At 48.3% G+C, this 23,163-nt stretch carries 23 protein-coding genes; 5 read left to right on the top strand and 18 right to left on the bottom strand.

Going from position 1 to position 23,163, the window contains the following annotated elements; translation table 11 throughout:
- From ACFPOF_RS33475 to ACFPOF_RS33415, 13 genes are all read right to left on the bottom strand, one after another.
- Complete coding sequence (locus ACFPOF_RS33475; protein WP_378140548.1) at window positions 1–921, bottom strand: carbohydrate ABC transporter permease; 921 nt, start codon at window positions 919–921, stop codon at window positions 1–3.
- A gap of 96 nt (window positions 922–1,017) precedes the next feature.
- Window positions 1,018–2,349: a response regulator gene (locus ACFPOF_RS33470; protein WP_378140546.1), complete on the bottom strand. Its 1,332-nt coding sequence runs from the start codon at window positions 2,347–2,349 to the stop codon at window positions 1,018–1,020.
- An 11-nt stretch (window positions 2,350–2,360) separates the two neighbouring features.
- Window positions 2,361–4,196 carry a cache domain-containing sensor histidine kinase gene (locus tag ACFPOF_RS33465; protein ID WP_378140544.1) on the bottom strand — a complete coding sequence of 612 codons (1,836 nt, stop codon included), beginning with the start codon at window positions 4,194–4,196 and terminating at the stop codon, window positions 2,361–2,363.
- 431 nt (window positions 4,197–4,627) lie between these two features.
- Window positions 4,628–5,428 carry a P-loop NTPase family protein gene (locus ACFPOF_RS33460; protein WP_378140542.1) on the bottom strand — a complete coding sequence of 267 codons (801 nt, stop codon included), beginning with the start codon at window positions 5,426–5,428 and terminating at the stop codon, window positions 4,628–4,630.
- A 482-nt stretch (window positions 5,429–5,910) separates the two neighbouring features.
- The gene (locus ACFPOF_RS33455) at window positions 5,911–6,180 is read right to left on the bottom strand and encodes a hypothetical protein (RefSeq protein WP_378140540.1); all 270 of its coding nucleotides are present in this window, start codon (window positions 6,178–6,180) and stop codon (window positions 5,911–5,913) included.
- 123 nt (window positions 6,181–6,303) lie between these two features.
- Window positions 6,304–7,524: a hypothetical protein gene (locus ACFPOF_RS33450; protein WP_378140538.1), complete on the bottom strand. Its 1,221-nt coding sequence runs from the start codon at window positions 7,522–7,524 to the stop codon at window positions 6,304–6,306.
- On the bottom strand, window positions 7,521–9,011 hold the full coding sequence (locus tag ACFPOF_RS33445; protein WP_378140536.1) for a sensor histidine kinase: 1,491 nt from the start codon (window positions 9,009–9,011) through the stop codon (window positions 7,521–7,523). Before ACFPOF_RS33445 ends, ACFPOF_RS33450 begins: the two co-directional genes overlap by 4 nt.
- Window positions 9,008–9,691, bottom strand: a complete 684-nt coding sequence (locus tag ACFPOF_RS33440) for a response regulator transcription factor (RefSeq protein WP_378140534.1) — start codon at window positions 9,689–9,691, stop codon at window positions 9,008–9,010. Before ACFPOF_RS33440 ends, ACFPOF_RS33445 begins: the two co-directional genes overlap by 4 nt.
- Window positions 9,692–9,714: 23 nt before the next feature.
- Window positions 9,715–10,605, bottom strand: a complete 891-nt coding sequence (locus tag ACFPOF_RS33435; protein WP_378140532.1) for a M15 family metallopeptidase — start codon at window positions 10,603–10,605, stop codon at window positions 9,715–9,717.
- Window positions 10,606–11,277: 672 nt separating this feature from the next.
- Entirely contained in the window at window positions 11,278–11,661 is a 384-nt protein-coding gene (locus tag ACFPOF_RS33430) for a hypothetical protein (protein ID WP_378140530.1), read from the bottom strand.
- A gap of 15 nt (window positions 11,662–11,676) precedes the next feature.
- Window positions 11,677–12,042 (bottom strand): GntR family transcriptional regulator, encoded by a 366-nt coding sequence (locus ACFPOF_RS33425; RefSeq protein WP_378140528.1) that lies wholly within the window; start codon window positions 12,040–12,042, stop codon window positions 11,677–11,679.
- A complete protein-coding gene (locus ACFPOF_RS33420) occupies window positions 12,039–12,695 on the bottom strand; it encodes an ABC-2 transporter permease (RefSeq protein WP_378140527.1) in 657 nt (218 codons plus the stop codon). The genes ACFPOF_RS33425 and ACFPOF_RS33420 overlap by 4 nt, the downstream gene beginning before the upstream one ends.
- The gene (locus ACFPOF_RS33415; protein ID WP_378140525.1) at window positions 12,688–13,542 is read right to left on the bottom strand and encodes an ABC transporter ATP-binding protein; all 855 of its coding nucleotides are present in this window, start codon (window positions 13,540–13,542) and stop codon (window positions 12,688–12,690) included. Before ACFPOF_RS33415 ends, ACFPOF_RS33420 begins: the two co-directional genes overlap by 8 nt.
- A 239-nt stretch (window positions 13,543–13,781) precedes the next feature.
- Here ACFPOF_RS33415 and ACFPOF_RS33410 point away from each other — a divergent pair, with 239 nt between their 5' ends.
- Both ACFPOF_RS33410 and ACFPOF_RS33405 read left to right on the top strand, forming a co-directional pair.
- Window positions 13,782–14,327, top strand: a complete 546-nt coding sequence (locus tag ACFPOF_RS33410; protein ID WP_378140575.1) for a PadR family transcriptional regulator — start codon at window positions 13,782–13,784, stop codon at window positions 14,325–14,327.
- A 2-nt stretch (window positions 14,328–14,329) separates the two neighbouring features.
- Entirely contained in the window at window positions 14,330–14,740 is a 411-nt protein-coding gene (locus tag ACFPOF_RS33405) for a DUF6194 family protein (protein WP_378140523.1), read from the top strand.
- A 180-nt stretch (window positions 14,741–14,920) separates the two neighbouring features.
- On the opposite strand, the gene ACFPOF_RS33400 is transcribed toward ACFPOF_RS33405, so the two are convergent.
- Window positions 14,921–15,796, bottom strand: a complete 876-nt coding sequence (locus ACFPOF_RS33400; RefSeq protein ID WP_378140522.1) for an AraC family transcriptional regulator — start codon at window positions 15,794–15,796, stop codon at window positions 14,921–14,923.
- 153 nt (window positions 15,797–15,949) lie between these two features.
- On the opposite strand from ACFPOF_RS33400, the gene ACFPOF_RS33395 reads away from it, so the two are divergent.
- Together ACFPOF_RS33395 and ACFPOF_RS33390 are read left to right on the top strand one after the other, a co-directional pair.
- On the top strand, window positions 15,950–16,960 hold the full coding sequence (locus ACFPOF_RS33395) for a Gfo/Idh/MocA family protein (RefSeq protein ID WP_378140520.1): 1,011 nt from the start codon (window positions 15,950–15,952) through the stop codon (window positions 16,958–16,960).
- Between the two features lie 56 nt (window positions 16,961–17,016).
- Window positions 17,017–17,841, top strand: coding sequence for a sugar phosphate isomerase/epimerase family protein (locus ACFPOF_RS33390; protein ID WP_378140518.1), 825 nt, complete (start codon window positions 17,017–17,019; stop codon window positions 17,839–17,841).
- Between the two features lie 141 nt (window positions 17,842–17,982).
- Here the strand turns inward: ACFPOF_RS33390 and ACFPOF_RS33385 are convergent, their stop codons facing one another.
- The 4 genes from ACFPOF_RS33385 to ACFPOF_RS33370 all read right to left on the bottom strand — a co-directional run bounded on the left by ACFPOF_RS33385 (window position 17,983) and on the right by ACFPOF_RS33370 (window position 21,453).
- Window positions 17,983–19,485, bottom strand: a complete 1,503-nt coding sequence (locus tag ACFPOF_RS33385; RefSeq protein ID WP_378140516.1) for a leucine-rich repeat domain-containing protein — start codon at window positions 19,483–19,485, stop codon at window positions 17,983–17,985.
- A gap of 157 nt (window positions 19,486–19,642) precedes the next feature.
- Window positions 19,643–20,326, bottom strand: a complete 684-nt coding sequence (catA, locus tag ACFPOF_RS33380; RefSeq protein ID WP_378140514.1) for a type A chloramphenicol O-acetyltransferase — start codon at window positions 20,324–20,326, stop codon at window positions 19,643–19,645.
- Between the two features lie 93 nt (window positions 20,327–20,419).
- A complete protein-coding gene (locus ACFPOF_RS33375) occupies window positions 20,420–21,097 on the bottom strand; it encodes a GNAT family N-acetyltransferase (RefSeq protein ID WP_378140512.1) in 678 nt (225 codons plus the stop codon).
- 11 nt (window positions 21,098–21,108) lie between these two features.
- Window positions 21,109–21,453, bottom strand: a complete 345-nt coding sequence (locus tag ACFPOF_RS33370; RefSeq protein WP_378140510.1) for a YciI family protein — start codon at window positions 21,451–21,453, stop codon at window positions 21,109–21,111.
- Between the two features lie 301 nt (window positions 21,454–21,754).
- Here ACFPOF_RS33370 and ACFPOF_RS33365 point away from each other — a divergent pair, with 301 nt between their 5' ends.
- Window positions 21,755–23,023: an ATP-binding protein gene (locus ACFPOF_RS33365; RefSeq protein ID WP_378140508.1), complete on the top strand. Its 1,269-nt coding sequence runs from the start codon at window positions 21,755–21,757 to the stop codon at window positions 23,021–23,023.
- Window positions 23,024–23,163 lie beyond the last annotated feature (140 nt).

Here is a 23,163-nt window from a genome sequence, read left to right as displayed (position 1 = left end):
TTATGCCTCCTTCTTGTTGGACAACCGGTATTGGATTACCGCCAGCAAGCAGAGCACGAGGAACATGAGAACGCCCATCGCGGATGCGGTGCCCGTATCAAAGTTTTTGAACGCGTAATTGACGACATGCAGCGCATAGGTCAGCGTCGCGTTGTTCGGACCGCCGTCAAGCAACGCCTTCTGGGATTGGAAGCCTTGCGACGTCGCGATCAACTGCAACAGGAACAGCAGTACGATCTGGGTTTTGATCGCCGGCAGCGTAATATACCGGATTCTTTTCCAGATGCCGGCGCCGTCGATTTCCGCTGCTTCATACATGTCGCGGGGGATGCTCGAGATTGCGGCAATATAGATAAGCAGCGCCGATCCGAAGCTTTGCCATGTCTCCATGATGACGATCGAGATCATCGACCATTTCGTATCCGTCAGGAACAGAATCGGATCAATGCCGAACCAGGACAGGAACGAGTTCAGCGGACCGACCGGGTCGTACAGCCATCTCCACAAGCCGTACAGTACGACTAAGGGAACGACGTATGGCAAATAGGCCGCCGCTCTGGCAAAGCCTTGGAGTTTTCTCATCTCGGATATGGCGAGCGCGAACACAATCGGAACCCAGAATCCGATCAAGACGCCGAGCCCCATGTAGTAAAGCGTATTTCGCGCGGATTTCCCGACATCGGGATCGTCGAAAATGCGGTTGTAGTTGTCCCACCCGACGAACAGATTGCCTTTGACGGGATCGACGTGGAAGAAACTCAAATAAATGCCTTTCCCGATCGGCAGCCACAAAAACAAGGCAAAAACGACCAGGGCGGGCGCCAAGAAAGCATACCCCCAGAAATATTTCCTCCATTTGGCGGGAGGTTTCTTCGGTTGCGTGTCCAAGGGCAGGCTCGGAATAGCTGTCGTTTGGCTCATTATGTCTCCCTCTTTCCTTTCTCTACTTATAACCTTAATTGTAGGAAAAGGAGCTCGAGGTGAACATGTGCGTATCTATGCGGATCATGGGCGATCCTACTTCTTCATTTCGCTTGGGCTAATGCCGAAATACTTTTTGAAAATTTTACTAAAATGTTCGGGCGATTCGTACCCCACGCGCTCCGAAATTTCATATCTGCGCAGATCGGTGTGCTGGATGAGTCGCTTGCTCTCTTCCATTCGCAGCTTGATGACGAATTCCCACAAGTTGATGCCGGCATTTTTCTTGAACAAGTAGCTAAGATAATTCGGGCTGACATGGTTTTTCTGCGCGATCTCGTTCAGCGTTAGCCCCTTCTGCGCATAGTTCTCGTGAATGTACGCCTGGGCCCGCTCCACGATCATATTGTTCTGGGCTGCCAGATCTTCCTCCGACGGGTCGTCGCCAAGCGGATTCCATTTGAAGTCGCCGAAATAAAACACGTGATGGTCTTTATGCTGTCGGTTCCAGACGATCGCCTTGTTCACCTGGTCGTTCAGTTCGGGCAGAAACTCGCGCCCCTTCAAAATTTGACTGATGCCGACGACGCTCTGGAAGCCGAGAAACTTGTGCACGTTAAAGTGCAGGCTGCGGCCGAGCATTTCAAGCTGATTGATTGTGCCCGCGCTTGAATCGCTATATTTCGCTTCGTCCCATTGCACGATCATGCTTACGTCCTGTCCGTCCGCATAGAACGAGTGATGGTCCCACTCCTTGTCGAGCAGCTCGTTGACGATGTTCAGAACGGCATATTGCAGCAACCTTGCGTCTTTCTCGTTCTTGATCGGACCTTTGGCGCCCGAGTCGAGATCGAGTCGGATTTTGACCATGGCGAAATACGGGCCGCGTAGCCGGATGCGATGAGCTTCCTCCAGCTTGGCGAAAGCCGCTTCGTCCCCGGGGTACGGCGCCGTCACGATTCGGTTCAGCTCCGCCATGCGCTGCGGCGCCGGCACGTCCATGCGGAAATGTTCGCGCAAGTCCGAGAACATCTCGCTCTGATCCTGAACGGGGCGGTCCATATGCAGCAGCACGTGCCGGACGGAATTGAGAAGTTGCTCGCTGTTGATCGGTTTGACGATATAATCTCTCGCCCCGAGGCGAATCGCAAGCTGTGCATACTGGAATGTCTCATGCGCGGAGATGACGATGACTTGTACCCACGGCTTAATGATTTTCGCCTGCTGCATCAGCTCGATGCCGCTCATTGCCCCCATCTGAATATCGGTGATCAGCAGGTCTATCGTTTCCATTTTCAAATAATCAAGCGCTTCGTATCCGTTGTTCGCCGTATACACCTGATGAATATTTAAACCCGAAGAGTCCAGCAGCTTCGCTAAGCCTTTGCAAATGAGAGGTTCGTCATCCACGATAAGAATGTTATACATGCTTAGCCCTCCTATTCCTCTTTGAATTCGTCTCCAGCGGTTTCGCTCGTTCTTCTGGGCAGCAGCACGATTACTTTCACGCCTTCCGGCTCGTTGGCCTCGTAGCGCAGTCCGTACCCGCCGCCGAAATGAAGTTGTATGCGTTTGTTGACGTTTCTAATCCCGTAGCCGGATGGCGTCTCCGAACGATCCGTCACAAGCTGCCGATTGATCGCGGCGTAATCGACCGGCTTATAGCCATTGTCCTCCACCGTCACCATTACGTTGTCCCCGTTTTGCCTAGCGGTTATTTCAATTTCTCCGTCCTCGCCCATATGAATAACACCGTGGATGATCGCGTTCTCGATGAGCGGCTGCAACGTGATTTTCGGAATCAGATTATCTTTGATGCCGTCTTCGATCCGCCACCTGATTGAGAAGGTGTACTCGTATCGTTTCTGTTGCAAGCTTGTGTACGCCATCGCATGCTCCAGTTCTTCCTCGATCGTAATCAATTCGCGCCCCCTGCTCAAGCTGATGCGCATCAGCTTCGACAGCTCCTTGATCATTTCCGCGGAATCCGTGTTGCCTTCGAGGGAGCTTTTCCAGTAAATGCTTTCGAGCGTATTGTAGAGCAGGTGCGGATTAATCTGCTGGTAAAGCAGTCGCAATTGCGATTCCTTCTGCTTGATTTCCATGTCGTATTGGTTGTGGATCATGTCGTTGATCCGATTGGCCATATTGTGGACGGAGAAAATAAGCACTCCCACTTCATCGTTGCGTTCGCTGTTCGGCGTTCGTGCGAGCGGTTTGCCAGGTTCATGTGAGCGTGCGAACATCGCCAGCTTGCGCAGCGGGTTCATCAGCGATCGCCAGAAGTACATCATGACGACGATCGCGAACAGCGAATAGACGATCGAGATCATCTGAATCACTTGTTTTAAGGCGCTCTGTTGCTGCAAGAGAGACTTCGTTGGAATCGTATAGACGAGCTTCTGGTTAAGCGTCCTGTTCATATGCGCGACGAAAATCGACTCATCCGTTATCGTGTTCATCTTCTCATCGGCGCCGGCGCTCGAATCCATCTCTTTCGGCAGCTTCAGCAGCTGACCTCTCGTGCCGTTCGTCGCAGCAAGGATACGATCGGACCAATCGGTCAAATACATTTCTCCGCCTTCCGGCAAGCCGACCGTGTTAAACGATTCGTCGATTTTCTTGTCCATCTTCGTCGCGACGAGCACGCCGATGACGCTGTTGCCGGTCGTAATGCTGTTCACCGCGCGTATATACGCAAGCGTTTCCTGATTGCTTTTGGGACCGAAACTGTCGATCAGTTCAAGAACGCCTTTGCCTTTCGCCTTCAGCGCACCTTCCATCCATGGATATTTCGCTTTATCGGAGTAGAAGAACACGGAAGCCGAGCTGTTCTTACGATCGATATCGGGTACTGCCGGCGCGAAAGAATGAATGTTGCCCGGGTCGTACACGAACAGGAAATAATAGACGGCCTCGCCGCCGAACAGGCCGACGGAGTTGTTGCTGAGCAGTTTGTTCATCTGATCGTATTTGATGACACGATCAAAGTCCGTTTCTGCCTGATCCGTAATAATCATGCTTTGCGTGATCGGATTCTGGATGATCGTGGACATAATTCTATTGATCGTGTCGATGTCCCTGTTGATTAAGTAATGGTTTTGCTTGCCCAGTTCCTCGTAGGCACTTGTCACATGTTCCTTCAGAATCGTTTCCGTCTTCGCGTTCGCGTACCAGTTCAGCAGAAATACGGGACTGACGAGCACAAGGAACAGCAAAATAAGCTGTTGACGGACGTTCATTTTGGTCAGCGGGTTTGTCAGCCTTGAACGCATCCGTCTCCTCCTAACGATCGGTATACTTTCTATTATGCGTGGGATGGGGGACAGGTTGCAGCGCCATGCCTAAAAAACGTAAAAAATCGCCTGATTCTCGTAGAATAGCACATGTGCACATATTCCGATCGTCAGGCGTTAGCGTGTTTATTCTGTTTTTTTGTTTCGACGTTTTGCTTCGGTTCTCCTTGTGAAATTCGTCATCAGCCCGCAATACCTGCAAAAGTGCAGGCATTTTTCTTGTAAGTGGACGATTTCAGAGAAATACCTGCAATCATACAGTTTTTTGGTGCCGTTCTCCCGTATTTAGGAGAATTCGTTCCAAATACCTGCTGAATTGCAGGAATTAGCGGGAATTCATCCGCTCAAGGTGCGAAAAACTGCAGATTCGCATGAAAGTTGAAGCCTCCCCCGCTACTTCGTTCCTCACCTCACCCCATATTGGAACCAATCGCCCCTACCATTTTGCTAAAGACATCATCCCAATCCCGATTTGCGTTTTCGATCGAGTAGGCTGGGAAGGGAAGCGTATCAAGCAACTTCAATTCAATTCGCTTGCGATTTTCCATAAACCTAATATTCTGATCTGTGGCGAAATGGGGTTTTGAACGAATAGCGGAAATCCAAACTTGCTGCTCCCGAACACTGGGTTGAGTCAAATAAAACAATATTGGATTCATGACAGCAATCTGCTCGGCAATCCCAAGAATATGTTGCTCAATCTGGAGATCAGTACCTTGGTAATTACCTAGCAAATCATGAATCTGATGCTGGAAGAACACCGCTTCGAGCACATATACCTTCTCTGAAGTGCCGGCTAGCTCAGCGAAACGCGCCCAATGCCGCTGAATCGAATCTGTAAACTCAGACAGCGTAGCTACAGGCGAATCTGTCCAGCATAATTCGCGAGACTTGATCTCCGTATAAAGCTCATCCACCTCACTGAATGCCTTAACCCCGCGATAAGGGAGCAAGTAACTGTCGCCGTTCTTTATTGCCCGCGAACGAATTTCGTTTGCCTTGTTCGGGTAGCGCTTTTGAAGTTCCTTAAACTCTTCTTCCCGGAAGAATGCATGCCAATTCAAGCTCGCCGGATGATCCTCGGCACCTTCATCATAAAAGCTGGATGAGATGCCTTGTTGGACGAGGAAACGATGCAACCGTTCCGCTAACGTCGATTTGCCTGTGCCACACAATCCTTCAACCAAGATCAGCTTGCAGCCTTCTCGCATGTGGTTAACTCCTCGTTGATTCATCCAGCCGCATGATTATTTACCTATTCTAACATCGATCATCCAGCCGTAGATCAGCGCACCCTGAAGGTCGCCAATGTCCTCGCTTCATGGGCATCGTAAGCTTATCAAACGGGCATGTAAAATCACAAAACAGGGATGCCAATCACGCAATTGTGACAGGCATCCCTTATATACAACTCGTTACTTTTCCCCGGGATTCTTAACAGCGACTACAACTGCAACGTCGGCTGCACACTCCACATAAAATCGAAATTTTCTGATCACCACTCGCATTAACCCAGCGTACTCTCCATCAAGCTCAACGTATGCACGGCCGAAAACGGGATTAAGCAATAAATCCTCCGTTTCCATAATGACTTGAACAATGTAATCATAAGTTTCTTGAGGCGTAAATCGTTCGCTTCTGAAAGAAACTAACTTGTTTCTGACCGGTGCAGGCCAAAAAACCTGATGCACCTTCATGATTTAAAATCGGCGGGAGAAATGGAATTAAGAAACTGTTCCGTCGTTAATCCATTTCCCAATTTATAGTCAGCTCGACTATCCTGTATCATCTGACGTAAGGCAGGATTCAAAGCAACCTCTTCATGGATCGTTGTCGGGTCCTCTTCTTGAAAGACAATAGTAAAGGTTCCTTTACCCGGAATAAAAACTTGAGACACTGAATTTATTCTGCTCATCCGGTTAATATGTTCGAACAGCTCCGATTCAGTCTGCACTTTTTCCATCCCACTCACCACCCGATTGAATTGCTTTGATTATATCACGATTCTAACGATTGAAAAATTCGAAGCTACGCAAAATCATTGCTGCCCGCTATATTGATCTGTGGCAAACTGAAACCTTGCAGTTTACTTCCCCACCCGCTCGACACTGTCGGCACCCTCGGTGCTGTCCGAGCGTTCAGTGCTCTCGGTGTTGCTCGCCCGAACGAGGAAAGTGACGCTGCGGTTGCGTTGCTGCTCGTCGAGCTGGCTGGTAGACACCATAATCCGGTTGCCCGTAGGGCTCCAGCGCAGCAGTCCGTCCATGAATTTGGCGTCGAGCGAGAGCGGCGCGGACAGCCCTGTAGACGGATCTGCCACGTATATGCTGCGGACGGTGCCATTGGGCGCAATGCCGGCATAAGCAAGCTTACTGCCGTCAGGCGACCATGCCACACCGAAGATTTGCGCATCTTGGGCGATCGCCTGAATGACATTGCCCTGCAGATCCGTGACGTTCAGCTCCATAGAACCGCTCTTGAGCCTGCGGACGACGGCCAGTCTTTTCTCGTCGGGCGACGGCACCATCCATACGACTCGATCAGTCGTCAGCAGGGCAGGCTTCTGGCCGTCAAGCGTTGCCGTTATCATCGCCCCTTTGAGCGAAGAGTAATAAAGACGGTTATTCAAATAATCAATATTGGTGACGAAAGGAATGCCCGTGTCCAACAACTTCCGAGGGGTGGCGCTTCCCGTATGAGCGAGCCAGATACTCCCGTCGATCGTCGCGTATGCGACCGTGTCGTTATCCACCCACCGGCCGTTCTGAATGTCCATCGCGTCCGGTTCCGTAAAGCTCACAGACTTCCCGGTTGAGAAATCGTAAAGGTGACCCATCCCGGTATTGGCCTGCAGCGAGTAGGTTTTATAAAATACTTTCATCCTGTCCGGGCTGACCTGGGCGAAGCCTTGATTCTCATTCTTGGGCAATAACGGACTTTCCGACTTGTCGGCGAGGGAGAGGACGTACAGATTATCCGGATACCAATCCATGCCCTCAGCTTGCTCCGGCTCGAAGTCCCGATTCGGGTGGCCGACTAATATCTTATCTTCACTTAGCCAATCCATGCCTCGCACGCCATCCAGTCGCACGATCGCGTCGGAAGTGGATTTCCCATAAGCCGCCGGCTCTGGATTGTCCAGCACCGTTATGCGCTTGCCTGATGTGGATTCAACTTCCTCCCTGTCCGAACCTGTCATCGGCATCTGCATCTGCCGACAAGATGACAGAATGAGCAGAAGGAGGAGTAACGTGAGCGCCAGTAACGGTCTAACGATTCGCCGCAGCGTTGTTTTCATACGTTTCACGGAAGATCCTCCTTCTTGGGCAGGGAAAGATTAACGGGGAATACGAGTCGGAACGCGGCGCCTACGTCGGTATCGAGCAGTTCGATCGTCCCATGGTGCCTCTCGACCAACTTCTGCACGAGTGCCAGACCGAGACCGGTGCCGCCGCTTAGCCGCGAACGGTCGTTGTTTACCGTGAAGAAGGGTTCGAAAATGTTACCCCGCGCCTCCTTCGGTATCCCGATTCCATTGTCGGCAATGTCGACGATCGCGAAGGCGCCTGATTCGTCCAACCTTGAACGGATATCTATTTTGCCGCCCGGAACATTGTATTTAATCGCATTGTCGAGCAAATTCACAAAAATATGAATGATACTCTCCCGATCCCCCCACATCGAGGAAGGAGTAAGCTCGACGTCGATCGCAACGCCGAATCTTTCCGCTTTTCCTCGCATCCTGTTCGCCAGATCCGCCAGCAGCTCGCAAAGATCAATCGGTTCGGGACGGTACTCGAAATCGTATTTGTCCAACGCGGCCAGTCTTAACACACGCTCGACCATTTCGTGCAAACGCTCGGTTTCCTCCCGGATATGGTGGACGGCGTCCGACTTCATGCTGTCGTCACCGGGATAAAGCTCCATCAACTCGGCATAAGCCTTGATGGAAGTAAGCGGCGTCTTGAACTCGTGGCTGATGTTGCCGATAAATTGCTTCTGCTGCTTTTCCAGCTTTTGCAGCTTGTCGATGGCTTGGCGAAGCTTCGTCTCCTCCGCGACCATCGCGGAAATGTTATTGCGGATTTCAGAGCTCATGTAAAAAATGCTGCGGCCAAGCTGCCCCAGCTCGTCTTTACGCTGCAACGGCACGGCTTCGAGAAATTGTCCTCTGCGGATTTGCTCGGCAGCCTTGTTCAAACGGACAATCGCAGAAGTCGCCCGCCGGAAATACAAATAACCGAGAATAAAGCTGGCAGCCAGCACGATCGCTCCCGTTAGTACGAACAGGCCGGCGATCGAATCATAGAAACGGGTGTCGTTCTCGAGGGGGTATCTGAATTGAATGACGCCCATCTGGTTATCCGGGCCTTGCAGCGGCGTTAAATAAAGCATCGATTGCCCATCGCGCTGGTACGCGATCTTGCCCTGCAGCGCGAATGCGAGCGCATTGTCGACATCGTAAGGCCCAGCCATTGGGGCGGAATCCCCCACTTTGGCGCCGGCCTTATCGTACAGCACGACTTGGAGCCCCGAATACACTGCCAAATCTAGCGCAAATTGCTGCCCATTGTTGCGCAGGAACGGCTGCGCTTCAGTAGGCGGCGAGATCACATAGGCTTGCTTGATGCTCAGATTGGCAATCCGCGTTTGCTGCAGCAGTTCCCGCTCCATGCGGTCCCGCTGCTGGTCGCGTATGCCTTGCAGCACGAACACGCTCAGTACGACCACGGTAAGCGACAGCAGAAGGGCAAGGAAGAAGCTGAATTTGATTTTGATGCTGATCGGTGTCATCGTCCGTCCCCGACCGCCTTGTAGCCGACCCCGAATACGGTCTGGAGAATGTGTTGGCCGGAAGATCCCAGCTTCTTGCGCAACCGCTGCATGTGGATATCGACTGTGCGCGTGCCTGCCGCGTATTCGAGCCCCCATACCGAATCAAGCAGCTCGTCGCGCGTGTACACCCGATCCGGGTGAGCGAGCAGCAGCGCAAGCAAGTCGAACTCCTTCGGCGTCAGCTCAACAGGTTCGCCGTCCGCGAGGACAATGCGCTGCTTCAGTTGCACAACCAACGGTCCGACCGTATACGTGCCCGTCTCGGGCTCCTTCTTCTCCAGACGGCGCAGCAGAGCCTTCACGCGCGCGATCAGCTCGCGCAGATCGAAAGGCTTGGTCATGTAATCGTCAGCACCCATCTCCAACCCGACGATTTTGTCAACGATATCGTTCTTGACCGTCAGCAAGATAATGCCCATATTCGAGCGGTTATCCAGCTTGCGGCATACTTCATATCCGTTCAACTTCGGCATCATGACGTCGAGCACGATGACGTGCGGCTGAAAGCCTAGCGCTTTATCCAGCGCGGCTTGGCCGTCGTAGACGGTTTCGACCTCATAGCCTTCCTTGCGGAAAGCATAGGAGATCGGATTGGCGATTCCAGGCTCGTCGTCGGCGACGAGTATGCGTTTGGTCATAGGCTCACCTTGACGGAAGGCCTTTACGATTTGGTTGCGAGCATTTTGGCTGCCGCATCCAAATACTCCTCCAACGTCACTTTCTTTTTCATGATATCTTTCGCGATGTCCTTGCCGACGTAACGAATGTGCCAGGGCTCGTACGAGTATCCCGTTACGGATTCTTTTCCCTTGAGAAAACGAATAATAAACCCGTGGTCGGCGGCATGAGCGGCTAGCCATTTCCCTTCCTTCGTGGTCGCGAACGATTGCTCCAGGGCATAGCCGACGCTTGCGCTCGAGACATCCATCGCCAGCCCGGTCTGATGTTCGCTCTGCCCGGGCCGCGCGCTTGTGCGGTTAGCGACTTCCTCGCCTTTCTTGGCTGCGTTGCTCGCAAAGAGCGCTTTCTGCGTCGCATAGGAACGATAGCCGGATACAGCCTTCAGCTTGATTCCGTCTTTCTTCGCGGCATCGAACAACGATTCGAGCGCCTCTGCAGCAGCCTTGCGCATTTTCTTTTTCGGAGAGTCGCCGGAGAACGAGAATGGAACGTCGGGAATGACGAGGTCCTTCGGCGCATAGGTCGACGGAAGCTCTCGAACTTTGTTGACGAGAACGAATAGGCTGGACATATTATTGACGATAGCAATGCCCTTTTTGTTTTTATTCGTCGTCATTGCTGGCAAATCGTTCGCCAGCATCCCTGCCAGCGCGGTGGCCGATTTTGCAGGCATTTCCGTATTTTTCGACGGTTTACTTTGCGAGCGTGGAGTCACTTCAGGCGTGCGAGAGGCCGAAGTCTCCGACTTTACGGGCTCCTTCAGCCCAATTGTATTATTGTTTCCAGTAGAATAGATCGCATTCGACCGCGACCAGATGCCGCCAGCCACGATTGCCGTGACGACAACAGCGATTGCCATTCTTTTTTTCATGATCATCTCTCCTTGTCTATGAAACTAGACTAAGAGAGAGATGTATCCGACAGATATCGACATGTTTCAAAGTTGTAAACTTTTAAAAAAACTACGACGGTACAATTGACCACCATGTGAAAGAGCACCGCAAGTTTGAGTTTGTATGAAATTTCGTACAAAGCGGTGCGCGAGGCAGCCCGTCGGTGGGCGTTTGTACGAAATTTCGTTCAAAGCGGGGCACGAGGTAGTCCGTCAGAGGACGTTTGTATGAAATTTCGTACAGAGCGGTGCACAAGGTAGCCCGTCGGAGGTTGTTTGTATGAAATTTCGTACAAAGCGGTGCGCGAGGTAGTCCGTCAGCGGGCGTTTGTACGAAATTTCGTTCAAAGCGGGGCACGAGGTAGCCCGTCGGAGGACGTTTGTATGAAATTTCGTACAAAGCGGTGCGCGAGGCAGCCCGTCGGTGGGCGTTTGTACGAAATTTCGTTCAAAGCGGGGCACGAGGTAGTCCGTCAGAGGACGTTTGTATGAAATTTCGTACAGAGCGGTGCACAAGGTAGCCCGTCGGAGGTTGTTTGTATGAAATTTCGTACAAAGCGGTGCACCACCAGGGATGAACGACAATTTTAGCATACATCTGGCCATAATCCTTGCAGTCTCCGCGGAGCTGGCGCCCGAAGGGGTGGCGGATTAAGCCGCCGAGACACCGGATAGGCGAGAATAATAAGAACGTCCCAGGAGAAAACCTCCAACGGCAAAAACAATGGACACCCAGATTCCATCTATATTCGTAGCTAAATACGTCGGAATGATCGTATTCAGGGCAACTTTCACCGCAACAAACACGAGGATCGTGCCGGTAATCCACATTTTCATCTTGCTCGACCCGATTTTCCCTCGGTTTTTCAGAAATATGACCTTTGCTTGAATGATCCCGCCGATGATGCCCATCGCCGTTCCTACCAGAAGCAAACTCCACTCTTTCGCGCCAATGCCGTTCATCGTAAATGCCCATACAACCCCTACAATCAGCAGCAAAGCACCGATAAGAAACATTCTGTTTAATCCATTCACAACTAACCAGCTCCTTTAATAAATTTTTTTCAGCAGTTCAACAACTTCATCCAGCGTGAGACCAAAAGACTTGTAATATGCAGTGTCGCTATCCATTTGCTTCAAAATCATTTCGTTACGTATTCGCAGCTTCTCCTCGGGGGAGAATTCGGCCACAAAACACCCTTTGCCCGTTACCGTATTGATCAGACCGCATCGTTCGAGCTCTTCCCAAGTTTTCTTTACGGTGATGACGCTAACGCGAAGCTCCAGCGCCGCTTGCCGAATGGGCGGTAGACAGTAGCCGCTTTCTAGTTCGCCTTTCAGAATTTGGGCGCTGATTTGTTCGAAAAGCTGCTGATAAATCGGTTTTTCTGAGGAGTTCGAGACAGATACATTCATAAAATCTCCACTTTCAGGAACCGTTTGGCCGCCATTCGATAAGCAATCAGCGTAAATGCCATGAAGATTACAATTCCCGCGATCAGGATAGAGAGTTGAAGCGCCAAATTGTCAGCCCCGGTACCATTAAAAGTGTCTGAGACAAAAGAGTTCTCGATTCCGACCCACTGCGCTACCCCGGCGAAAAGCATCGCGGCTGTAATGGATGCGGTCGTCGCCCCGCCATATTTATACGCTGTCTTGTAGTACATGGGAAAAAAGACGACGTTGAACAGGCCCATCATGACAAAACATAGCCCCCAAAAACCCAAATGCGGTGCGAAGAAATGATAGATCAGATGCGGGTATATGCGAAGCGTAATCGCGCCATAGATCATGGCAATGACAATATGCAACAATTCCAGGATGACGATCGCTGTTACCCTTGCTTTCACGATGTCTTTTTTGGTTACGGGCATCATCGTGGTGAACATCAAATCGTTCTGAGTTCTAAATCCACCAAATATGTTCGGTATCGTTATCCAGCAAAAATAGAGAGGGACTAGAAAATAGAGCCAACTGGGAACAAGCATTAAGGCGCCTATGATGACAGGAAATAGGAAAAACATCGGATTTACGCCTAATTTCAAATCCTTCATCACTAAGTTACGCATGAATATCCTCCTTCTTGGCGAAGTAAATCATGATTTCCTCGAGACTCGGCGTCGTTGCTTTAATGTCTGTCGAGGAGTCGAAATCGTTGGCATGGATCAATCCCGTAAATCCGAATGAATTGACTTTGTAAGAAATCAACTGTTCCTTTACTTGGGGCAATTGGCTCTCACTGCCGCTTAATAACCGGTAGGATTCCTTGAAATCGTCCTTCTCGGCACTGGCGATGATCTGCCCGTTTGCGATAAAGGTAATAAAATCAGCGCATTTCTCCAAGTCAGAAGTAATGTGAGTAGAGAAAAGAATGCTAACTTCGCCATCGAGGACGAGCTCTTGAAAAATATCCAACAGATCGTCTCGCGCAACCGGATCGAGCCCGCTTGTCGGTTCATCGAGGACGAGGAGCTTCGCGCCATGAGATAAAGCAAGGGCCAGGTTATACTTGACTTTCATACCCGTCGACAATTCGGCGATTTTTTTGTTTTCGTCCAATTTGAATTTTCTCAGATAGTTGGAATAAGTGTCATCATTCCAATTCGTATAAAACTTCTTAACGACGTCGGTCAACGTTTTTATTTTGGTACGGGTATAGAAATCGGTGCCGCCAAACGCGCACCCAATTTCTTGTTTCAGTTCGAGTTCGTGTTCAGCAATGTTTTTGCCCAAAATACGGATCTCGCCGCTATCGGTCTGAATCATTTTTAAGATCGACTTTAACGTTGTTGTTTTTCCTGCGCCGTTGGCGCCGATAAAGCCCATAATATAACCCTTTTCCAGTTGGAAGGACACATCTTTCAGCTGAAAATGAGGGTATTTCTTATATAAATTGCGAACGTCCAATGCAAGCATCTCGTTCCTCCTCATCAAATTGTGCATATCGTGCATACACAATATATCACGCAGGGTATGCTCCGTCAATTGCAATTTAACCGAATTATGGAAAGTTTTTTTGCAGCATTATTTATGTCGAACTATTCAAATTTGACTAGAGGCTAACCTTGAAATATACTACTTCATAAAGGTATTCAAATTTGACTAGTTGTTCATGTGGAAGGAGGAAGATTGACCTGTCTTCCGTTAGATTGCTCGTGTTGGGCTCCCTATTACGAAGAGGAGTTAGCCATGGATACGCTGTGATTAGCGATATTACCTCTTGGCATGCCGCCACTTGGACCGATGTAAAGCCCGGCTCTATTTATCATGCCCTGGATAAGCTTGAATCTCAGGGGATGACGAAGTCCGTGAATTCAGAGAACAATGAGAAGCTTGGCCCATCGCGCAAAGAGTATATCGTCACCGAACAAGGAGAAGTCGAATTTAGAATTTTGTTGGAATCGGCACTTGTCAGTGCCGACATTCAGCAACTCTCGGTAGGAATAGCTTTTATGGACATGTTATCGCGACCAAGAGTGATTGCGCTCTTACAACAACGCCGTGTTGAACTGGAGAAATCGATTCGCTTCTTGAAGAGTTTGCCCACGGAGGAATGTCCGTCCGAGCCTTCCAAGCATCCCGAGCTTGTAGGCATCTGGGCGGGATATGTCGAGAATGAGGCAACCGCTACGGAGAGGATATTAGCCAATGTCCAAGCAGGCAAATACGTGTTCAAATCGGATTCGTTGGAGGGAAAATGAGGATGAAACAGGCGGATTTTGAAGCATTTATGTTGGCATTGCCGAATGTGCAACGAGAAGAGACTTTCGGATATTCGTTCTTTTTCGTCGGCGACGATCATCGCCTTCCGTTTGTAACGATTGCTGACTCGGACAATGAATACGACGATGTGTCTAACCTGAATCGGGAAGATGTATTTCGCATCAATATCGGTGTAAGCAAAGAGACATTTAACAACCTCATCGCTGGCCCAAAGGATGGGGACATCGATTATTCTGTCTTGAACGTGTTTCTACCGCACCCCCAGTATTCCCGACAGTACTTTGTGTGCATCCTTAATCCGGTTGGCGACAGCGTCGAAATAACGAAACAACTGATTCAAGAGGCCTATTCGATTGCGAGCTCTCGGCTTCAACGTAGCGGCGGGAGCTAACATTGCAAACTTGTCAGCACGCGTCTGGAGCGAGCTGGCGATATCACCGATATTGCTCGTAGACCCGGCGTATTTTCTCCGAAGGCTGAAGGCTTATATCCAATTCCAGCAACCGGGTGTTTGTCATACAGTGAAATGGAAAGTAAGCGCTTATTAAGTTACGATTCGGAATCGGAAAATCTAATCATTTCTTGCTTTAATCGTTCTGGCATACTCTGACGGCGTCATGCCGACCGTTTTCTTGAAGTGTCGCGAGAGGTAATGGACACTGCTGTATCCAAGCAGATTCGATACTTCGGTCAAATTGTAGGTTTCTTCACGGATGTATTTTTTGGCATGTTCGATTTTCGATTGATTGAGATAGGCGATGATCCCGATCCCGACAGCTCGCTTAAACAGGATGTTAATCTGCGTTCGGCTTATGCTGAATTGACCGCACAAGTCGTCCAGCTTGATTTTACTCGATAAATTCCGTTCCAGATATTCGATGATTTGCTTGCTCAAATGCTCGCTTTGATTTTCTCTCGTGGTCGATAACAGCGCGGGTTGGGGGATGTCCGATCGTTCATTGCGAATGATCAAGATGAGCAACTGTTCCAGATAAATTTTGAAAAGCTGCTCCGAGGCGAACGGCGCATCCAATTGCGGCGTGATCGGGAACAGATTCAGGCCGAAGGAATGCAAACTTTCTTTCATTAACCGCGCTAACACCGCATGCTCGGCTTGTCCAATGCGAAATAGCTTGTGTTCGTCAAAAAACCTCATAGCCTCATTATCGCATCGAAACGTAACAATGAACAAATTAGGGGCTTTGTTGCCGGTGCTCTCCAATTGATGGTACTCATTCGGACTATGAACGAGAATATTGCCCTGATTAAGCCGATAGTAGCCCGATTCGGTATTCGCGTTCACTTCGCCTTTATCCACGTAAACAATTTCCCAGAAATCATGGCTTTCCCCGGTATAATGTTGTCGATTGGACAACTCGAAATAGTAGCAGGTGTAGATATCGTTAATTACAATTTGTTCATTCAACCTGTGAGGTATAATGTCCATCGGCAGTCCCCCTCCGAGTTTATAGTATAAATAATCGGTTCTATAATGCAACATAAAGTGCAAATAAATAAATCCATAATCTAAATCAAGAAAATGATTTAAACACTATCATGGTGCTGTCGGATGAATTCCAGATAAGGAGATGACGGTACGATGATTAAAGTCGGGTTGATCGGTCTAGGATCGATAGGACGCGTGCACCTGGATGCTTACGCTCAGTTAGAGCGCGAGGGATTTCCGATTAAGCTGGTTGCCATTTTCGATGCCGACGAGCAAAAGTTTAAGGGGAAAAAGCACGAGAGCAACGTAGTCGATCTGAATACGGCGTACGACTTGTCCGAGATTAACACGTATACGGATTCAGAGCTGTTTTATCAGGAAGAAATGGATATGGTGGATATAACTTTGCCTACATATTTGCATGACGAGTTTACGATTCGATCATTAAACAAGGGACTTCACGTCCTGTGCGAGAAACCGATTGCATTGGACTCGGGCAGCGGAGCGGCCATGGTGGAAGCGGCGGCAGCAACGGGGAAGAAACTAATGATCGCGCACTGCCTTCGTTTCTGGCCGGAATATGAGTATTTAAAAAGCGTGGTAGACAGCGAAAAATATGGAAAAGTAAAGGCAGCTACTTTCTTTAGAGGAGGCGGCGCGCCGACGTGGTCTTATGAGAATTGGATGCTGCAAGTCGATAAGAGCGGCGGAGCGCTCGTTGATTTGCACATTCACGATGTAGATATGATCAACTTTCTATTTGGTAAGCCGGAGTCGGTATCCGCGCTGTGCAGCGAACGCTATGATATTGTTTCCGCGCACTTTCGTTATCCTGACGGGAAAATCATTCATGCGGATGCGGATTTGTCGCTTCCGGGAGGATTCGGGTTCGCGATGACTTTCCGCGTTCATATGGAGGCGGCAACTCTTGTGCTACAAGATGGCCGATTAACCGTCCATCCGACGGATGAGCCGTCGTGGGTCTATGAGCACGATGGAAATCTAGGCTATTATCGGGAAATCAAATATTTCGCGGAGCGACTGCTGAACGACGAGGCGATCCTTACTTCTACGCCCGAGGATTCTCTTCTTGCGCTGCAAATCGTCGAAGCGGAGCGGCAATCATCCGGTAGAGGCGGACAGTTCGTACAGATCGGTGAATGATGGAGACGGTTTAACAAAAGCGCTCGTAACGAATAACTTTTAAGGAGGCAGGTCAAGTGGATATCGGCGTTATTCATTTGCTTGATACAAGCTCGAAGGATAATATTTTTAAGGTTGTCAGTGAGTACAGCTTCCCCGTCTGTCAGCTATGCGGGTGGGACACGGCACTTTGCACGCCTGAAGTGGCCGAACGCGTAGTTAAAGAAGCGCGCGAGGCGAACGTGCGCGTTTGCGCAGTGTGGGCGGGCGTTCCGGGCCCTGGGGTATGGAACTTTGTAGAGGGCCCTATTACGCTGGGGCTTGTACCGGAGCAGTATCGAGAGGAACGGATCAAAGCGCTGAAGGGATGGGCGGACTTCGCGTCATGGATCGGCGCTCCTGCAATAATTACCCATTGCGGCTTTATTCCGGAGAACATGACAGATCCGGAATATCCGAAAGTCGTAGATGCAATTCGTGAAGTGGCTGAATATTGCGAAAGCAAGGGAATCGGCTTCTGGTTCGAGACCGGGCAAGAAACGCCAATCGTGCTGCTTCGCACCATCGAACGGGTTGGTACGTCCAATCTCGGCATTAACATGGATCCCGCGAATTTAATCCTGTACGGCAAAGGAAATCCGGTTGACGCGCTTGATACGATCGGCCCCTATGTGCGCAATATTCATGTGAAGGACGGGCTGTATCCTACGAACGGCGACCGACTGGGAGAAGAAGTCCGGGCAGGCGAAGGAAAAGTGAATTACCCGGTATTCATGCGCAAACTTAAGGAAATCGGATTCACAGGCGAATACATCATCGAGCGCGAAATATCTGGAGAAGAGCAACGTAAAGATATTTTGCAAACGACAAGCGATTTGAAGATGTGGATGCAGGAAGAGTAGACGGATAATTAATAGAAGAGGCGCCAACCGGTTCAAGGTGTATGGAACTTACAAAGAGATCGCTTTTTGGGTAATGGTTGTTTAACTTCCATTATTACCAAAAGCGATCTTTAATTTCAAGGCATATTACCTAGCTCGTCGTTAAGCGGTCTTATTCTCGAATATGATGACCATTTTTTTGCTGCCTAAATACTCAACGGAAGTATTAAGCTGCTCCGACACAAAGCGTACGGGAACGAAAGTACTGTTATTTTTCAGTAGTAAAGGTGCGTCGAACATGACGGTTTGCTGGTTTACTTTAACCTGCTTATTTCCCACGCGCCAACGGATCGTTTTACCGTCTTTTTGAATCGTTGCCTCTTTCGTGCTCTGGTTCCAATTTACATTTGCCCCTAGCTTCTCGGAAATGAAACGAATAGGCACGTAAGTACGACCTGTCTGAATGAATGGCGCTGCCGTAATCGTATAGCTACTGTCGCCCAAATAGGCCTTCTTGTTGCCGATAATCAAGCGCTGAGTCTTACTCTGGGATCTAACACCATACCTATCCGCATTCAACTTTTGGAATATTTTATAGGTTGGGGTTCCTTGGTTTAAGTCCAAGTGGTTATCGTTCAACTGCAGTCCGTACCATTCCGCCCCCGTATCCCAATGGAAATCATAGCTATTATTTTGGATCGGCTCCAAATCCCATACCCGGTTGTTGTTCAAATATAGGATTTTTAGGGATTTCAAATTTCTTAACGGTTCCAAACTCCACACTCGGTTGTTATCCAAGTAGAGGAATGTCAGTTTGTTCAAATGATTTAACGGTTCTAAATCTTTAATCTTGTTGGAGGATAGATCCAACGAAGACAAGTTTGTTAATTTCGCTAAAGGGGCGAGACTCTCGATGTTATTGTTATTAGCAGAGAGACCTTCGAGTTTGTTAAGTCCTTCTAGCATCTTAAGGTCAGTAACCTGGGCGCCGTCAATCCCCAGATACGTTAGACTTTTGGACAGCATCCGCAGCGGCGCAAAATTGTTTATTTTATTGTTAGACACATCAAGAAATGTCAGCTTTTTTAGGTTGCCAAGAGGGGACATGTCTTCTATCGCATTGTCGCTCATTTTCAAATACTCTAATTCTGGGGCTCCGGAGAGAGCTTGCACATTCGAAATCCGATTGTGGTCGGCGTGCAACTCGATTAGACGGGGCAATTGATTCACTGCACCCAAGGATGAGACCTGATTCCAGCTTATTTCCAGATATTTCATCTCCTTCAAAGCTGACAACTCGTCAATCGATGAGATTTGATTTGCTTTGAGGCTGAGAGTGCGGATCTTCCCTAGGTTCTTGAGCGGAGTAAGATCAGTAATTTCATTAATGTCTAAATCGAGATCCGTCACATTGACGGCATACTCCAATCCCTGCAGATCTTTAATTCCTTTACCCGATAAAGATACAACGTCGAGAGATTCTAAATCCGCCTTGGTAAGCGGTTCATCGCCTTTTTTACCTATCCACGAATGAATCGCTTGTTCGAGATTTTTATCTTTAAAAACCGGTTCTTGGCTAAGCGCCTCCATCGAAGCTTGTCCCGGAAGGACCAAACTTAGGACAAAAACAAAAATAAATAAGGGTACAGCAATACGTTTCTTCATGACGATCATTCCCTCCTATCGACAGACCACTATAACACTTGAGGTTTCCTTAGCCAACAGGGAAGTACTGGGCTTCGTCCTGCCGCGGGGTTAGCATTGCACGAAAAGGGGACTGCGACGGCCGCCCCCCGGCGCCCTGCCACAGTCCCCCCTAATTTTATTCTTCTCCTGTCGTGCGCGGTTGCTCGTCTGTCAGCCAGTTCATGCAATCGGCCGCCAATTCTTGAAGCTCATTGAACATGATACCGGCATGGTAACCGTCACAAACCGCATGATGGAATTGCACCGATAACGGCAACCGTATCCTGTTATCCCGCTCACAGTATTGTCCCATCGTAAAAATCGGAAGCGAGTAAGTGCCATCGTTGTATATGTTCAAATTAAATCCGGTAAAGTTAACCCACGGAATGCTGGAAACTGGGAACGTGTTAGGCGGTTCGTCAGGATCCGGGAATAACTGCTTTGCATTCTCATATTTGCTCGTCCGGTGAAGATATCCCGCATAAAATGCGGCAAACTCCTCTTCATACGGAGTCCATATACTGGAGAAAGTCTTATCCTCTTCATGGAATATGGTGAAGCTGGGAGACATGCGATCCCAGAGACCCAACCTTCCCTCCGAATCGAAGCAAGTCCGGAATTCCGCGTGACGATTTACCACCTTCGCGATCATGTAGATCACGGACGGATACAGCTTCATTCCCCTCTGCCTTAGTTCCGCTCGCAACAAGGTAATGTCAATATCGGCCGTCATGCTGTAGGTGCATCTGACGCGATTGAGATAGTGTTCAAAATAAGGTTTTCTGGGCCAAACGGCCATATCAATCGGTATGAATTTCATTTTTTCGCCCTCCTAAAATGTTTGTATTTTAGGAGGGGCGATCCACTGCTTTAACCATATCCCAGTCACGTTCCTCGACGATTTTTATTCAACTCAATATACAGAAATATCCGTACCATACTGGTGGAGATGCAGGCGTCTTGCAATAGAAAGCGATGAATAATTATCCCATGATGTACTGTACAAAGGGATCCTTCCAGATCGTCGTATCGCTTGGGCCCATGCAGACGTTACGCGCAACGCATATCCTTTGCCTCTATATTCTTTTAACGTCTCGACTCCTGCCTCTGCAGCCTTATCGCTGCTTCTTGCGCTAAAACATACCGATACGGCCATGTTGTTTTCCGTCACCATAAAGCAAGGCCCTCTGTGCCTCACATCCATTAAAAGAGTAGGAAAACCCGGTTCCAAACATAGGATATTGTCTTCAGTAACCAAGGTGACGTCTGTGTAATCCTCTGTTGTATCGTGAAATGTAAAAGCAGGGCCCATCCATAAGCTTTTAATTTCTCTGTCATTCTCCAGCGTGCGGATAACGTTAACAAGTTGCTCGGTTGAATCGCCCTGATCCATGATATGCAGGATATCTTCGACTATACGATCAGGTACATCGCAGCGAAATCTTATAATGCGACCAAGAGCAGTCTGTCCCCAAAAAAGGCGAGGAGCAGGTTGATTCGTCGACTCGTTAATCGTTGTCATTCGTCCGGATTGGTTATGAACATAGAGCACTTCTGCTTGTATGTTCATTAGCGCTAACGGGTTGTGCAATGGCCAACCTCCTACAGCGCGGGAATGTTCTGTCTGACCTCAACCACATCGACGGGTGCACGAGCAGCCCACTCCATTGCGGTATCTACGTCTGGAACATCAATCACCATAATCCCGCCAAGCTGCTCTTTTGTCTCAGAAAACGGTCCGTCCTGAACCATCGTCTCGCCGCCATGACGCTTCATCGTTACAGCTGTCTCAGGCCCAAAAAGGCCCGAGCCGTAAACCACGATTCCAGCCTGGCGCAAAGCGTTCACGTAATGTGCCCAGCCTGCTAAATATTCTTGTTGTCGAGCCGGATCCGTTCTTGCCGCAAAGTCCTCCTGGCTCTCGTAGAACATCAAGGTGTAACTCATTCAGAAGCTCCTCCTTTGGGTTCTATATTAACTAACATACTAAAGCTTGTTCGCTAAACCGTCTACTAACAAGGCCACGGCGTGCCGGCAGGAACGAATAAATTGCCTCAGTTCCGATCGTTCCCGTTAGAATTTGATACGCTTTGCAAGTATGTCTTCCATTCGGTTTTCACAACATTGTTTAGACTGTTCCTTATGTAGAAATACTTAAATGTGACAAACTACATTCAGATATCAGAATTTTATTTTGTGGTATAATTAGTAAATGTATTTACTTGTAGAAAGGAAGTGAAACTTTCTTATGGTGAGGAGTTATACATCACCAGATATTTTCCAACCGACATCTTACCCTGAGTATACATATGTAAATAGATTGTTTGATGAACGAGAAACTTATAAAGAACGGTTAAATAAAGCATTAAGAACAAAGGGTATTCTTGCGTTAATTACTGGTGCTTCGAAATCAGGAAAAACAGTACTTTGCTATAGTGTAATTCCGGTTGATAAAATTGTTGAAATTAGTGGCTCTCATATTAGAGCACTAGATGATTTTTGGATTCAAATTGCTGAAAAACTTCAGATTCCTGTTGAAATAGAGACGACTACCCAGCAAAGTAATGAGACAAGCTTTGGTGGAGAAGCAGGAGGAAAAGCCGGCATTCCTCTTTTAGCCGATTTGAGCCTAAAAGGAACCACCGGTGCAAAATTTATTGATATCGAAGCAACCAAAGAAAAGCAACAACGTAGCAAAAGCAGCATGATCGATTACATGATTCAAAATCAAAATGTTCTAGTTATTGATGATTTTCATTATGTTACTCCTGAAATCCAGAAATACATTGCACGAGTCCTTAAAAGCGAAATTTTTCGTGGACTTAAAGCCGTTGTTGTCTCACTTCCCCACCGCTCTGATGACGCTATTCGATTAAATCCTGATTTAATCGGTCGTGTAAGATATATTAATATTGAACCTTGGTCTCCCGAGGAATTAAGTCAAATTCCGAAAAAAGGGTTTGAACTGCTGGGCATAACAGTCGCAAATTCCATTGTAGATCTTCTTGTTGAAGAAAGCATTACTTCACCTCAGTTAATGCAGCAAAACTGTCTAAATTTAGCTTATGAATTGAACATAGATGAAGACCTTCTCGTTGTTAATATTAATGATAACAAATACGTTTATAATGCTTTCGTAGAAACAACTCGTGACTATGAGAATTATAATCCAGTAATTCAAAAATTGATTACTGGCCCCCCTCAAGGACGAGATAAGAGAATACAATATAAATTGAGGAATGGAACTAATCTTGATATTTACCATGTAATACTTAAAATGCTAGCAGAAGATCCCCCTTTGATCTCCATAGATATAGCTGAGATACAACAACGAATAACTAAAGTTTTATTAGTTGGAGAAAAACCACCAAATCCTTTAACTGTATCGAACACACTAGCCCAAATTCAAAAAATTCTTCAGGAAACCGGTGAGATGTTCCAAATCCTCGAATGGCGTGAGCAAAAATTATATGTTCTAGATCCTTTCTTCTTATTTTACTTGCGTTGGAATAAATAATATTTTAGTTAAAAGCACTAAACAACCAAACAACCTTAGTTCGGTAATCAGCCGAACTAAGGTTGTTTAACTTCTTCGGTAAAAGACATCGCAAAAATATCATGGAGAGAACAAACACCGCTTTTTACAGTGCGGAATAT

Source organism: Cohnella soli (assembly GCF_042655525.1).
GTDB lineage: Bacteria > Bacillota > Bacilli > Paenibacillales > Paenibacillaceae > Cohnella > Cohnella soli.
The sequence above is the reverse complement of the archived record's forward strand: the minus strand, read 5'-3'. Positions and strand labels throughout refer to the sequence as shown.